The sequence below is a fragment of the Streptomyces sp. NBC_01429 genome, from assembly GCF_036231945.1.
In the GTDB taxonomy this organism is placed as follows: Bacteria; Actinomycetota; Actinomycetes; order Streptomycetales; family Streptomycetaceae; genus Streptomyces.
On the sequence record NZ_CP109599.1, the window covers coordinates 3,776,829 to 3,789,999 of the forward strand.

The window sequence follows — 13,171 nt, forward strand, 5'->3', positions numbered from 1 at the left end:
TCCCGCTCACCTCATCTCACCTGCCCGAAACGCGAGGAACCGCCATGACCGACCACACGACGACCAACGCCGCCACCACTGCCTCGACCGCCGCGACCTCGGCCCGCACCACCACCGGGCGCCGCCGGGCACGGCTGCTGGTCCCCGCCGCGCTCGCAGTCCTGGCCCTGACCGCCACGGCCTCCGTCTCGGCCGTCGCCGCCGCGAACACCTCGCCGAAGGCCGCGCAGACGACCACGATCCAGCACACGGCCGTCGGGCAGGCGCACCACGGAGACGCGAAGAACCCGAAGGCGATGCTCGACGCGTGGATCCGGCTCTGGAACGGCGACTCCTCCCAGGCGCCGCGCATCATCTCCCCCGACTTCCGGGTCCACGCCGCCCTCATGGACGGCAGCGACAGCGGCTCCATCCGTGGCGCCGAAGGCGTGGTGGCGTGGATCGGCCAGATCCGCGCGGCCTTCCCCGACCTGTACTTCAGTGAGGAGGTGCGCCCGCTGGTCGACGGCAAGTACGCGTCCGTCCGGTGGACGGTCACCGGCACCTACGCGGGCGGCTTCCCCGGCGCCAAGGCCGAGCCCGGGACCGTGGTGACCTTCACCGGCACCGACACCCTGCGGATGAAGGACGGCAAGTTCGTGGAGTACTGGCTCAACAGCGACACCCTGGAGCTGCTCGGCCAGCTCCAGGTGGGCTGACCGGCACACCAGCGGCGGGGCACGTTCTTCAGCGGGTCACGTTCCCCAGCGGGTCACGTTGCCTCCCGCGCGGCGGGCTCATCGGTCCGGAAGACCTCGCCGTTCGCCGGGACACCGATGTCGCGCCAGCGGAAGGGGATGCCGTGCGCCACGTCCAGGTCGGGGTGGTCCATCAGCTGGAAGTGGAGATGGGGTTCGGAGGAGTTGCCCGAGTTCCCGCAGCGGGCCAGGACCTGCCCCTCCCGCACCCGGTCCCCCGCCCGCACCTGGAGGGAGCCGCGCTGGAGGTGGGCGTACATCGCGTACGTACCGCCGCCGAGGTCGAGTACGAGATGGTTGCCGACGATGAAACCGGCCCCGCCCATCTCGCGTGCGGCACTCTCCAGGAGGAGCAGATAGGCCACGGCGGGAAGGGAGTTGCGGCTGAGGTGGTCGCGCCGGCGGTCGGTCGCGTGGACGACGGTGGCGTCGGCCACGGCGAGGAGCGGTTCGCCGAAGGCGGGGAAGTCCTCGTTGCGGCGGGCGACCGGCCACAGCCGGGAGAAGTGCGGGCGGGCGCCGGGGGCCGGTTCGGCGACGATGTCGATGGCGTACGTCTGGCCGTAGCCGTGGGTGCCGTGGCTGGGCACCTTGTCCGCCGGGCTGTTGAGCACCGACCAGCGCCCGGCCACCGGCACGGCCACCTCCACCGCCGGAGGCGGATTCGCCCGCGCGGCCCGGCTCCTGCGGCCCAGGCCGCCCTGGCCGAGGCTCAGGGCGAGCAGAACGCCCAGGGGAGCGAGGACCACCCACCAGGCGATCGGCAGACCGGCCAACCGCCCGACGATCAGAGCGGCGTAGACCACCAAGGTCAGCCGGAGAGCCACCATCATCAGTTTGCGAACGGACATCGTCGCTGCCTTCCCCCGTTGTCGTGACGAACGTGCCGCGCTGAGCATCACCGGCAACGGTACGACTGGGCCGGCGCCCGCCGACGGCGAACCGGCTCGGGACGTGCCGCCCCCCGACTTGATAGGCAAGCGTACACTTGCCTATGCTGTGGTGGTGGCCGACGACCTTTTCAAAGCCCTGGCCGACCCGACCCGCCGCACCATCCTCGACGAGCTGGCGGAGAAGTCAGGACAGACACTGTTCGAGATCTGCTCGCGGCTGAGCATGAAGCATCAGCTCGGCATGTCACGCCAGGCGGTCTCCCAGCATCTCGCCGTGCTGGAGGCCGCCGGGCTCGTCGAGACCAGGCGGGAGGGGCGCTACAAGTTCCACGACCTGAACACCGCCCCACTGCGGCAGATAGCCGAGCGATGGCCCGCGCCCCACACATCCGAACCGGAGGAGAGGACCCCATGAAGATCCATCTGGTCAGTGTTTTCGTCGAGGACCAGGCGAAGGCCCTGCACTTCTACACCGAGATCCTCGGCTTCGTGAAGAAGCACGACGTCCCGCTGGGCGGGGAGGCCCGGTGGCTGACCGTCGTCTCGCCCGACGGGCCCGGCGGCACCGAACTCCTCCTGGAGCCCGCCGGCCACCCGGCCGTCAAGCCCTACCGCGACGCGCTCACCAAGGACGGCATTCCGCTCGCCCAGTTCGCCGTCGACGACGTGAACGCGGAGTACGAGCGCCTGCGCGGCCTCGGCGTCCGCTTCACCCAGGAGCCCCTGGAGATGGGCCCCGTCACCACCGCCGTCTTCGACGACACCTGCGGCAACCTGATCCAGATCGCGACACAGCCGCAGTAGCCGGTGGGGGCGCACCCGCCCCCACCCCCGCGCGGTCAGGCCCGCGTCACTGGCTCCTGGAGCTCCGTCACCCACTGGTCGCGGTCGTCCGGGCACTCCAGGTACAGCTCCCGCGCATGCCCGGTGGAGCGGTAGCCGTTGGCCTCGATCCACCGGGCCAGGGCCTGGAGGCTCGACATGATCTCGTCCACCGACCCCCGGTGCACGATGGTGGCGGCGTTCTCGATCTCCGGCAGGTCCACGACCGCGAAGTCGAGGCCGGCCCGGGGTTCCGCCGCGATCGTCATCCCCGCGTGCACGATGGCCGTGTCCTCCGCGTCCGGTGAGACCTCGTAGTACGCGACCCCCGGGCCCGTCGCGGCGACGCCCGCGGCCGAGAGCCTCCGGTCCAACTCGTCGTACAGCGGCCCGATCACCGGCCCGATCCCCTCCGGCGCGAAGGGCATCGCGGTGCCCGTCAGCTCCGCCACCCGTACCGGCGCAATGCGCTTGACCACCACGTCGCTGGAAGACATGAGTCCCTCACTCTCGATCGTCCGGAGCCTCGCCTCGACCTGCGCCAGCCGCACGGCATCCGCCGCCATCGCCGCCGCGAGATCCGTCCGCCGCAGCCTCGGCATCCCGCGCAGCTCCCCGGAACCCACCCGCTCGTCCAGGATGCTCCGCACCTGCTGAAGGCTGAAGCCGAGCACGGCTGCCGCGGCAGCACACTCACTCCTGAGCCGGCTCGCCCTGCGGGCCGTACGCCGCCCTGCTGGCCTGGATCTGCCCGTTGTGTTCGATGGCCCAGCTCGCGAGGGCCAGTGCGGGCGGGATGAGGCTCTGCCCCATGGGCGTCAGCTCGTACTCGACGCGCGGCGGGACCTCCGCGTAGGCGGTACGGGAGACGAGCCCGTCCCGTTGCAGATTGCGCAACGTCAGCGTCAGCATCCGCTGTGAGATACCGGGGACGTGCCGGTGCAGCTCGGTGAAGCGCATGCGGCCCTCTTCGAGCGTGGCCACGATCAGCAGCGTCCACTTGTCGCAGATCCGGTCCAGCACCGCGCGGATCGTCCGGCCGCCGTCTCCCCGGATCATGCAGGTGCGCTCGTACTGCGACATGACAGCTCCTTGTGCCTTGCTCACATCCGTGTGCCTTTTGTAGGCGTTCCGATAGTGACTCATGATGTGGCCACTTACATTTCGTAACCGAGACGGAGGGGTCTTTCATGCATGTCGCGTACTGGATCGTCGCCTCGCTCCTCGCCCTGTTCTACGTCTACGCGGGAGGCAAGAAGCTCGTCCAGAGCCAGGAGCAGCTCCAGCCCATGATGGGCTGGGTGGATCGCGTGCCCATGCCACAGGTCAGGCTCATCGGTGGCCTGGAGGTGCTCGGCGCGCTCGGCCTCCTCCTCCCGCCCCTCACCGGGATCGCGGTCGGGCTCGCCATCGCGGCGGCCATCGGCCTGGCCCTGGTGCAGATCGGCGGTACGGTCCTGCACCTGTCCCGGGGCGAGGCGGGGGTGATCGGGCTGAACATCGGTCTTCTCGTGGCCGCCGTGGCGGCGGCGTGGCTGGCCACCGCCTGGCTCTGACCGCGTTGGCTCCCCCCGGTCGCCGACGCTTCAGCCCGTCAGGCCGCGCGGTCAGTCCCGGGGCGCACGCGAGCGTCTTGACCGGTCACGAGCGCTACGGGTTGACGCCGAAGCCGTCCCGGAAGGCGCGCCACGCGGCGGGGGTGAGGCGGAGGACCGGGCCGCCGGTCCGGTTCTTGGAATCGCGGACAGCGACGGTGCCGGGTATGTTCCGGGCGACCTCGACGCAGTCGCTGGTACCTGTGCTGTAGCTGGACTTGTTGAACTGGAACGACATCACTCGCTCAATCCCTTGCTGACGCTGTCGATGAAATGGACTGAGTCGTAGGGCGAGAGACTCGACCCGGCAACCCGGGCGAAGAGAGCCGCGTAGTCGGCGCCTTCCGCCGCGTCCTCGTACCAGATGCTAGACCGCGCAGTGTCCTGGTGCACCACGTCCACCGCACCATCCTCTCCAAAAGAGAGGATGCTGAACGGACCACCTACGCAAGGGTGCGCGCCCGCCCGGAAGGGCAGCACCTGAATCTGCACATTGGGGAGTTGCGCCAGCTCACACAGATGGTTGAGCTGGCGGCTCATCACTTTTGGCCCACCCATGAGTTGCCGCAGCGCTGCCTCCCAGATCACAGCATGGATCTGCAACGGTTCGTCGCTGTGCAGCCGGGCCTGACGCTTCAAGCGCGTTGCGACGACGTCCTCGATCCGGTCCATGTCATCCCAGGACAGGTCGGCAACTCCCATGGCTCTGACGTATTCGGGTGTCTGGAACAGGCCCGGGATGAGGGCCATTTGCCACTGTCTGATACTGAGCGCGGCGTCCTCGGTAGCAATGAATTCGACCTGTGTGGCAAGGGTTTGGGTGCCGTCCCACCACCCCTTCACTTTGCGCCGCTCCCGGTCTTTCCTTGCCAACTCCAGCAGATGACCGGCAGTTTCGGCGTCCGCGTCGTACAGCTCGCACAACGCCTTGATGTCCGGGTCCCGCATGGGCACCGAACCGCTCTCCATCTTGACGACCTTCGTCTGAGTCGCGCTCAGAGCATCGGAAGCCTCCTGCTGCTTCTTGCCCGCCGCGACGCGCAGCTTGTACAGCTCTCCGCCCAACTTGCGGCCCAGCACGGTGGAAACTCGGCTTCCGCCCGTCCATCCAGGGGCTGCCCTCATGTCACCCTCCTCTTCGCCTCGCTCACAGTGTGTCAGCGCCTCGGCCGACATGAGGCGCCATCACCCTTACGGGGAATAAATTCCCCGAATCCTTGAGTTTCGAGCATATCGACGGCTACGTTCAGTACGCAACCGCTCGCACAGCGGCGCCACTTGGTGGAAGTGCACCGTCCTGCCCTGCGCCCAGCGCAGTCGTACGCACGGCATCGCCACCGCCACGCGCACCCCGTACGGGCAAGGCCACTACCGGCACCGGTTCCCAACCGCCGTCCCGACCGACCGCCGTTCCCCGACCGCACACGGAGGTGCGCGTCCATGACCTCAGCCCGGCAAACCCCCTCCCCCCCCAGCCGCAGGAACCGCCCCTGCGCGAGGACCGGTTCAACTACACGCCCGTCAGCGGCAGCGTGTCGCTGGCGCGGCACCGGACGGCGCGGCTCATCGCCGAGTGGGGGCATCCCGAACTCGCCTGGACCACCGCGCTCGTCGTCAGCGAACTCGGCACCAACGCCCTGCTGCACGGATGCCTGCGCGACCGGCTCTTCCAGGTCGCGATCGTGCTGCGGCCGGCCCTCTTCCGTATCGAGGTCAGCGATCCGCGCGGCGAGCGGTGGCCGACCCTGCGGGCCGCCGAGGACGCGGAGTGTTTCGGCCGGGGGCTGCCCCTGGTCGTGGAGGTCACCGACCGGTGGGGCGCCGAGCCACGGAGCATCGGGAAGACCGTCTACGCGGAGATCGACCTCCACCCCCGTCCGCAGCCCCAGCAACATCCGGAGCCCAAGCCCAAGCCCACCACCCGTCCCCCACGTTGACCGGCATCGTGGTCGACGAGAGGTTCTGGGGCATCGTCGCGCTCAGCATCAGCTTCACCGCCCTCGTGACCGGCATCCTCTACGCCGCCAACTGGCGCTCCGGACACCGGAGAGAGGAGGAGTCCGCCGCCCCGCTGCCGCCGCTACCCGTGGCGCCGGAGGTCACGTACTCCTATACCTGCCACTGCCACCGCAACCCCGTCCACGTCACCGTCCCGGCCCACCGGATTCCCCGTATATGCGGACGCGGAAAGTGGCTGCCCTGACGTCGCCGCCGTCACAGTCGCCGCCGTCACAGTCGCCGTCGCCGGGCCCGAGGCACGGAACGTGCGCCGGTACGCGGACGGGGCGACCCCCGCCTCCGCCGCCAGGTGCCGTCGCAGCGAGGTGGCGGTGGCGAAGCCGACCTCGTGGGCGACCCGTTCCACCGGCAGGTCGCTGGACTCCAGCAGGTGCCGCGCCCGCCGCAGCCGCTGCTGGGTCAGCCAGCGGCCGGGGCTCAGACCGGTCTCCTCGCCGAAGCGCCGGGCGAAAGTACGGGTGCTCATCGCCGCGTGCGCGGCCAACTCGTCCAGCGAAAGCGGCAGTTCCAGCCGCCGCAACGCCCAGTCGCGGGTCGGGCCGGTGCCGGTGCCGCTCGTCGGTGGCACCGGCCGTTCGATGTACTGCGCCTGCCCGCCGTCCCGGTACGGCGGCACGACGCAGCGGCGGGCGACCTGATTGGCCACCTCGCTGCCGTGGTCCCGGCGCACCAGGTGCAGGCAGACGTCGACACCGCTCGCCCCGCCCGCGGACGTCAGCACGTCGCCGTGGTCGACGAAGAGCACGTCGGCGTCGAGGTCGACCCGGGGGAACAGTTCCTGGAAGTAGTCGGTGAGCGCCCAGTGCGTGGTGGCCCGGCGCCCGTCCAGGAGACCGGCGGCGGCCAGCAGAAAGGCGCCGGTGCAGATGGACACCAGACGGGTGCCGGGGCGGACCCGCGCCAGAGCGGCGAGGACCCGCGGGTCCGGGGCGGCGGCCGAGGCCCGGGAGATCCCGTACGGCGGAATGACCACGGTGTCCGCCTCGGCCAGCACCTCGGGACCGTGCCCGGGGGTGACGATCAGGTCCGAGTCGGTACGCACGGGCTGCCCGTCCACGCTCGCGGACAGCACCTCGTAGCGGCCGTCCGCGGACCCCAGGACCCGGTTGGGGATGCCGAGTTCGAAGGCATAGACGCCGTCGAGGGCGAGGACGACGACCTTGTGGGCGCCGGGCCGCGGGGCCGGGCACAGCAGGTGGTCGTCCGGTTCGGCCGCGCGGCGGGTGACAGGGTCAACGGGCATGGCAAGAATGTATCGGAGGATGACCTTCTTGCCATAGCTCCGGACGGGACCGTACGACCAGGATCAAGGCATGACTTCAACGGACACCCCTGACACCGACCCTGACGCCACCCCTGACGCCACTCCTGACACCACCCCTGACATCACCCCCGACAGCCGCAACTCCCCGAGTCCCGCAGCCCCCGTCATGCTCGCCCTGCACCAGACGGCCCTCGGCGGCCCCGAGGTCCTGCGGCTCACCGAGCTTCCCCGGCCCGCGCCCGGCCCCGGCCAGATCCTCGTCGCCGTACACGCCGCCGGGCTCAACCCCACGGACTTCAAGCACCGCGCCCTGAGCCTCTTCCTGCCGCCCCCGCCGCTCACCCTCGGCTGGGACGTCTCCGGCACCGTGGTGGAGACCGGCATGGGCGTCACCCTCTTCCAGCCCGGTGACGAGGTGTTCGGCATGCTGCCCTACCCGTACGGGGCCGGTTCCCACGCCGAGTACGTGACCGGCCCCGCCCGCGCCTTCGCCGCCAAGCCCGCCGGGATCGACCACGTCGAGGCGGCCGCCCTGCCGCTGGCCGCGCTCACCGCCTGGCAGGCCCTCGTCGACACCGCGGGCCTCCGGTCCGGGCAGCGGGTGCTGATCCACGCCGCGGCCGGCGGTGTCGGTCATCTCGCCGTACAGATCGCCAAGGAGCTAGGCGCGCACGTCACCGGGACGGCGAGCGCCCCCAAGCACGACTTCCTGCGCGAGCTGGGCGCCGATGTCTGCGTCGACCACCGCTCCGAGGACTTCACCGACACCGACGAGCGTTACGACGTCGTCCTCGACGCCCTCGGTGGGGAAACCGCCACCCGTTCCGTGAGCGTGCTCCGCCCCGGCGGCATCGTCGTCTCCCTGCTGGCGGCCGCGGCGGACACCCCGGCCGCGGCGGAGAAGGCCCAGGTCCGCGCGGTCGGCCTGCTCGTCGAGCACGACCAGGCCGGGATGCGCGCCATCGCCGACCTCGTCGAGCGGGGCAGGCTCCGCGCCCACGTCTCCGGTACCTTCCCCCTCGCCGAAGGCGCTCGGGCCCACGTCCAGGGGGAGACGGGGCGTACCACGGGCAAGCTGGTCATCACCGTGCGCTGAGTCCGTGCGCTGAGGCGGGGTGACTCACGGGGTGACTCACGAGATGGCTCAGGGGCCCGGCCCCGGTCCGAACGCCTGAGAGACGCGAAAGTGCGGGCCCCCGAACCACCGGGGACCCGCACCTTCACACTCGTAACCGCCAGGCTCCCGCGGCCGCGACCGCGACAGCGACAGCTCTCGCTATCGACGGCTCTCGCGACCGCGACCGCTGAGCCAGCCGCTACGCCAGCAGCGCCGGGATCGTTCCCTCGTGCGCGTCCTTCAGCTCGCTCAGCGGGATCGAGAACTCGCCCTGCACCTCGACCGTTTCGCCGTCCACCACACCGATCCGCGCCACCGGCAGACCACGCGCGCCGCACATGTCCGTGAAGCGCAGCTCCTCGCTCCTCGGCACCGCGACGACCGCGCGGCCCGCCGACTCGCTCAGCAGGAAGGTGAACGCGTCCAGCCCGTCCGGGACGACCAGCCGCGCGCCGTGCCCGCCGCGCAGGCAGGACTCCGTCACCGCCTGGACGAGGCCGCCGTCGCTCAGGTCGTGCGCCGCGTCGATCATGCCGTCGCGGGAGGCGGAGATGAGGATCTCGGCGAGCAGCTTCTCGCGGTCCAGGTCCACCGCCGGGGGCAGCCCGCCGAGGTGGTCGTGGACGACCTGGGACCAGGCCGAGCCGCCGAACTCCTCGCGCGTCTCGCCCAGCAGGTACAGCAGCTGGCCCTCCTCCGCGAAGGCGATCGGCGTACGGCGGTTGACGTCGTCGATCACGCCGAGCACGGCCACGACCGGCGTCGGGTGGATCGCCGTCTCGCCGGTCTGGTTGTACAGGGACACGTTGCCGCCGGTCACCGGGGTGCCGAGCTGGAGGCAGCCGTCGGCCAGGCCGCGCGTCGCCTCGGCGAACTGCCACATGACCGCCGGGTCCTCGGGCGAGCCGAAGTTGAGGCAGTCGGAGATGGCGAGCGGCTTGGCGCCGGAGGCGGCGACGTTGCGGTACGCCTCGGCCAGCGCGAGCTGCGCGCCCGTGTACGGGTCGAGCTTCGCGTACCGGCCGTTGCCGTCGGTCGCCATGGCCACGCCGAGGTTGGTCTCCTCGTCGATGCGGACCATGCCGGCGTCCTCGGGCTGCGCGAGCACCGTGTTGCCCTGCACGAAGCGGTCGTACTGGTCGGTGATCCACGCCTTCGACGCCTGGTTCGGGGAGGACACCAGCGCCAGCACCTGTTCCCGCAGCTCGGCCGAAGTGGCCGGGCGGGGCAGCTTGTTGGCGTCATCGGCCTGGAGGGCGTCCTGCCACTCCGGGCGCGCGTAGGGACGCTCGTACACCGGGCCGTCGTGGGCGACCGAGCGCGGCGGTACGTCCACGATCTGCTCGCCGTGCCAGAAGATCTCCAGCCGCTCGCCCTCGGTCACCTCACCGATGACGGTGGCGATGACGTCCCACTTCTCGCAGATCTCCATGAAGCGGTCGACGTTCCCCGGCTCCACGACGGCGCACATGCGCTCCTGCGACTCGCTCATGAGGATTTCCTCGGGCGAGAGGGTCGCGTCGCGCAGCGGTACGGTGTCCAGCTCGACCCGCATACCGCCCGAACCGGCGCTCGCCAGCTCGCTGGTGGCGCAGGACAGCCCGGCGCCGCCGAGGTCCTGGATGCCCGCGACGAGCTTCTCCGCGAAGATCTCCAGGGTGCACTCGATGAGGAGCTTCTCCTGGAACGGGTCGCCGACCTGGACGGCGGGGCGCTTGGCCGGACCGGTCGACTCGAAGGTCTCGGACGCCAGGACCGAGACGCCGCCGATGCCGTCGCCGCCCGTGCGGGCGCCGTACAGGATCACCTTGTTGCCGGGGCCGGACGCCTGCGCGAGGTGGATGTCCTCGTGCCGCATGACGCCGATACAGCCCGCGTTGACCAGCGGGTTGCCCTGGTAACAGGGGTCGAAGACGACCTCGCCGCCGATGTTCGGCAGGCCCAGGCAGTTGCCGTAGCCGCCGACGCCCGCGACGACGCCCGGCAGCACGCGCCGGGTGTCGGGGTGGTCGGCCGCGCCGAAGCGCAGCGGGTCCACGACGGCGACCGGGCGGGCGCCCATGGCGAGGATGTCGCGGACGATGCCGCCGACGCCGGTGGCCGCGCCCTGGTAGGGCTCGATGTAGGAGGGGTGGTTGTGCGACTCGACCTTGAAGGTCACCGCGTACCCCTGGCCGACGTCCACGACGCCCGCGTTCTCGCCGATGCCGACGAGCATGGCGTCGTTGGCCGGCACCTTCTCGCCGAACTGCCGCAGATGCACCTTGCTGCTCTTGTACGAGCAGTGCTCGGACCACATGACCGAGTACATGGCCAGCTCGGCGCCGGTGGGACGGCGGCCCAGGATCTCGCGGACGCGCGCGTACTCGTCCTCCTTGAGGCCGAGTTCCTTCCAGGGCTGCTCGGTGTCCGGGGTGCCGGTCGCGTGCTTGACCGTGTCGAGGTTCTTGATGGTCATGAGGCGCTTACCAGCTTCTTCAGGATCGAGGTGAAGAATCCGAGGCCGTCGGTACGGCCCGTACCGATCAGCGGCTCCACGGCGTGTTCGGGGTGCGGCATCAGGCCGACGACATTGCCCGCCGCGTTGGTGACACCGGCGATGTCGCGCAGCGAGCCGTTGGGGTTGCCGTCCAGGTAGCGGAAGGCGACGCGGCCCTCGGCCTCCAGCTCGTCGAGGGTGCGCGCGTCGGCCACGTACCGGCCGTCGATGTTCTTGAGGGGTACGGAGATTTCCTGGCCCGCCGCGTAATCGGCGGTCCAGGCGGTGTCCGCGTTCTCCACGCGAAGTTTCTGATCGCGGCAGATGAAGTGCAGATGGTTGTTCCGCAGCATCGCGCCGGGGAGGAGATGCGACTCGGTGAGGATCTGGAAACCGTTGCAGATCCCGAGGACCGGCATACCGGCCTTCGCCTGCTCGATGATCGTTTCCATCACCGGCGAGAAGCGGGAGATGGCGCCCGCCCGCAGATAATCGCCGTAACTGAAACCGCCGGCCAGGACCACGGCGTCGACCTGCTTGAGATCCTTGTCGCGGTGCCACAGCTGTACGGGCTCGGCCCCGGCGATCCGGGCGGCGCGCAGGCTGTCCTGGTCGTCCAGGGTGCCGGGGAAAGTGACGACTCCGATACGAGAAGTCACTTCGACTCCTCGACCTTCACGACGAAGTCCTCGATCACGGTGTTGGCGAGAAAGGTTTCGGCCATCTCGTGGATACGGGCGAGAGCGGCCTCGTCGACCGGCCCCGCCACCTCCAGCTCGAAGCGCTTCCCCTGACGGACGTCGGCGATGGACTCGAAGCCCAGGCGAGGCAGTGCGCGCTGCACGGCCTGTCCCTGCGGGTCGAGGATCTCCGGCTTGAGCATGACGTCGACTACGACGCGTGCCACTGGCACTCCCGGTGGTGTGGTGCGGCTGGTTCTCGCTGCTGCGCTCTGCGGCGTTGCAGGTGCGGCTGCTGCGGCGTGCTTGCTGCGTTTGCTGCTGCGTACTTGCTGCGTTCCGCGGGGAATCCCGCAGACCCCCCGAGGTACCTCAGCGTACCCGCCCGAAAAATCTACGCGAGTAGATATGTTCCGGCGGACACCAGGAAAAATCCAGGAAAAAAACTCGCGCACCCCATTGCCGCGTGACACGCTGATGCAATTGGCTGGGCTTCACAATATGACGTCCACCGCTGTACAAAGGAATACAGCGGAAAACAGTATTGCCCCATAACAGCCGGAAGGCCGGTATCGCCGCACGTCAGCGCGGATCCCGTACGTCCTCGTACATCTCGGATCCGGCACATGTCGGGCACGGCGGTACCGCAAGAAAGGACCGATATCCGTGGCGCAGCGTGTTGTGGTCACACTCTCCGACGACATCGAGGGTGGAGAAGCGTCGGAAACGGTCACCTTCGGACTGGACGGGAACTCGTACGAGATCGACCTCAATCCCGTCAACGCGAAGAAACTGCGGAAGGCCCTCGCCCCGTTCATGGCGGCAGGCCGAAAGCAGACAAATGCCAGCAAGCACGGCAAGATCCGCACAACCTACCGGCACACCGCCCTCGCCCCCGACGCGGCGGCGGTCCGCGCCTGGGCGCAGGCGCACAAGCTGGAGGTGCCGGCCAGGGGCCGGATCCCCAAGCGGGTCTACGAGGCGTTCCGCGAGGCCAGTTGAGCCGATGGAGGGCTCCGGGAGACGGTCGGGGGGCGGTCGGGCCGGGCAGCCGGGACGGCGGCCGGAGGCGGTCGGGGGTGGTCGAGCGACGCGGTCCGCAGCCGAGTTGCCAACCACCCCCATTGATCCGCTAGAGTTTGGAACACGCCGAGGGGCAAGGCCGAAAAGCCAAAACCCGGGCAGCGTGCGGGTGTAGTTCAGTAGTAGAACGCCCCCTTTCCAAGGGGGAGGCGCAGTGTGCAATTCCTGTCACCCGCTCTACATCGCTCTCCGGTCCGAATGGATCAGGTAGAGTGGTGCCGCATCGTTCAGACGATGCAGTGCGGACGTAGCTCAGTTGGTAGAGCGCAACCTTGCCAAGGTTGAGGTCGCCAGTTCGAACCTGGTCGTCCGCTCAGAGAGAGAAGGCCCCGGTCCACTGGACCGGGGCCTTCTTCGTGCTCGGTCTTCGTGCTCGGTCCTCGGTGCGGTGTTACGAGGCAGATCACTCCCAAGACGCGACACTCCCGATGACAAATGTCATCGCGGGCGATGACAGCCCGCACTGCCTCACCGCCCCTCCC

16 protein-coding genes and 2 tRNA genes are annotated in these 13,171 nt (G+C 69.7%); 9 read left to right on the forward strand and 9 right to left on the reverse strand.

The window, feature by feature from the left end:
• The first annotated feature begins 44 nt into the window (after positions 1-44).
• Positions 45-698, forward strand: coding sequence for an ester cyclase (locus tag OG627_RS16335; protein ID WP_329065742.1), 654 nt, complete (start codon positions 45-47; stop codon positions 696-698).
• Between the two features lie 53 nt (positions 699-751).
• On the opposite strand, the gene OG627_RS16340 is transcribed toward OG627_RS16335, so the two are convergent.
• Positions 752-1,588 (reverse strand): M23 family metallopeptidase, encoded by an 837-nt coding sequence (locus OG627_RS16340; protein ID WP_329065744.1) that lies wholly within the window; start codon positions 1,586-1,588, stop codon positions 752-754.
• Between the two features lie 154 nt (positions 1,589-1,742).
• Between OG627_RS16340 and OG627_RS16345 the strand changes: the two genes are divergently transcribed.
• Positions 1,743-2,045, forward strand: a complete 303-nt coding sequence (locus tag OG627_RS16345; protein WP_329065747.1) for an ArsR/SmtB family transcription factor — start codon at positions 1,743-1,745, stop codon at positions 2,043-2,045.
• Positions 2,042-2,434 carry a VOC family protein gene (locus OG627_RS16350; RefSeq protein WP_329065749.1) on the forward strand — a complete coding sequence of 131 codons (393 nt, stop codon included), beginning with the start codon at positions 2,042-2,044 and terminating at the stop codon, positions 2,432-2,434. The genes OG627_RS16345 and OG627_RS16350 overlap by 4 nt, the downstream gene beginning before the upstream one ends.
• A gap of 35 nt (positions 2,435-2,469) precedes the next feature.
• Here OG627_RS16350 and OG627_RS16355 read toward each other — a convergent pair whose 3' ends face one another.
• Both OG627_RS16355 and OG627_RS16360 read right to left on the reverse strand, forming a co-directional pair.
• A complete protein-coding gene (locus tag OG627_RS16355; protein ID WP_443073484.1) occupies positions 2,470-3,102 on the reverse strand; it encodes a GyrI-like domain-containing protein in 633 nt (210 codons plus the stop codon).
• Between the two features lie 43 nt (positions 3,103-3,145).
• Entirely contained in the window at positions 3,146-3,535 is a 390-nt protein-coding gene (locus tag OG627_RS16360) for a winged helix-turn-helix transcriptional regulator (RefSeq protein WP_329065752.1), read from the reverse strand.
• A 107-nt stretch (positions 3,536-3,642) separates the two neighbouring features.
• On the opposite strand from OG627_RS16360, the gene OG627_RS16365 reads away from it, so the two are divergent.
• Complete coding sequence (locus tag OG627_RS16365; protein ID WP_329065753.1) at positions 3,643-4,008, forward strand: DoxX family protein; 366 nt, start codon at positions 3,643-3,645, stop codon at positions 4,006-4,008.
• A gap of 94 nt (positions 4,009-4,102) precedes the next feature.
• Here the strand turns inward: OG627_RS16365 and OG627_RS16370 are convergent, their stop codons facing one another.
• Together OG627_RS16370 and OG627_RS16375 are read right to left on the reverse strand one after the other, a co-directional pair.
• A complete protein-coding gene (locus OG627_RS16370; protein ID WP_443073485.1) occupies positions 4,103-4,285 on the reverse strand; it encodes a DUF397 domain-containing protein in 183 nt (60 codons plus the stop codon).
• Positions 4,285-5,127 carry a helix-turn-helix domain-containing protein gene (locus OG627_RS16375; RefSeq protein WP_329065756.1) on the reverse strand — a complete coding sequence of 281 codons (843 nt, stop codon included), beginning with the start codon at positions 5,125-5,127 and terminating at the stop codon, positions 4,285-4,287. Before OG627_RS16375 ends, OG627_RS16370 begins: the two co-directional genes overlap by 1 nt.
• Before the next feature lie 350 nt (positions 5,128-5,477).
• Between OG627_RS16375 and OG627_RS16380 the strand changes: the two genes are divergently transcribed.
• Positions 5,478-5,984 (forward strand): ATP-binding protein, encoded by a 507-nt coding sequence (locus OG627_RS16380; RefSeq protein WP_329065758.1) that lies wholly within the window; start codon positions 5,478-5,480, stop codon positions 5,982-5,984.
• A gap of 143 nt (positions 5,985-6,127) precedes the next feature.
• Here the strand turns inward: OG627_RS16380 and OG627_RS16385 are convergent, their stop codons facing one another.
• Positions 6,128-7,309, reverse strand: a complete 1,182-nt coding sequence (locus tag OG627_RS16385; RefSeq protein WP_329065760.1) for a GlxA family transcriptional regulator — start codon at positions 7,307-7,309, stop codon at positions 6,128-6,130.
• 187 nt (positions 7,310-7,496) lie between these two features.
• On the opposite strand from OG627_RS16385, the gene OG627_RS16390 reads away from it, so the two are divergent.
• Positions 7,497-8,426: an NADP-dependent oxidoreductase gene (locus tag OG627_RS16390; protein ID WP_329072715.1), complete on the forward strand. Its 930-nt coding sequence runs from the start codon at positions 7,497-7,499 to the stop codon at positions 8,424-8,426.
• 220 nt (positions 8,427-8,646) lie between these two features.
• On the opposite strand, the gene purL is transcribed toward OG627_RS16390, so the two are convergent.
• From purL to purS, 3 genes are read right to left on the reverse strand one after another with little or no spacing between them, the layout of a single operon-like run.
• Positions 8,647-10,905 carry a phosphoribosylformylglycinamidine synthase subunit PurL gene (gene purL / locus OG627_RS16395; RefSeq protein ID WP_329065762.1) on the reverse strand — a complete coding sequence of 753 codons (2,259 nt, stop codon included), beginning with the start codon at positions 10,903-10,905 and terminating at the stop codon, positions 8,647-8,649.
• Complete coding sequence (gene purQ, locus OG627_RS16400) at positions 10,902-11,585, reverse strand: phosphoribosylformylglycinamidine synthase subunit PurQ (RefSeq protein ID WP_329065765.1); 684 nt, start codon at positions 11,583-11,585, stop codon at positions 10,902-10,904. The genes purL and purQ overlap by 4 nt, the downstream gene beginning before the upstream one ends.
• Positions 11,582-11,833 carry a phosphoribosylformylglycinamidine synthase subunit PurS gene (gene purS / locus OG627_RS16405; RefSeq protein ID WP_329065767.1) on the reverse strand — a complete coding sequence of 84 codons (252 nt, stop codon included), beginning with the start codon at positions 11,831-11,833 and terminating at the stop codon, positions 11,582-11,584. The genes purQ and purS overlap by 4 nt, the downstream gene beginning before the upstream one ends.
• Before the next feature lie 439 nt (positions 11,834-12,272).
• Here purS and OG627_RS16410 point away from each other — a divergent pair, with 439 nt between their 5' ends.
• The 3 genes from OG627_RS16410 (at position 12,273) to OG627_RS16420 (ending at position 13,003) form a co-directional block, all read left to right on the forward strand.
• On the forward strand, positions 12,273-12,608 hold the full coding sequence (locus OG627_RS16410) for a histone-like nucleoid-structuring protein Lsr2 (protein WP_329065769.1): 336 nt from the start codon (positions 12,273-12,275) through the stop codon (positions 12,606-12,608).
• A gap of 186 nt (positions 12,609-12,794) precedes the next feature.
• Positions 12,795-12,866, forward strand: a tRNA-Gly gene (locus OG627_RS16415).
• Between the two features lie 64 nt (positions 12,867-12,930).
• Positions 12,931-13,003 (forward strand) — tRNA-Gly (locus OG627_RS16420).
• The last annotated feature ends 168 nt before the right edge of the window (positions 13,004-13,171 follow it).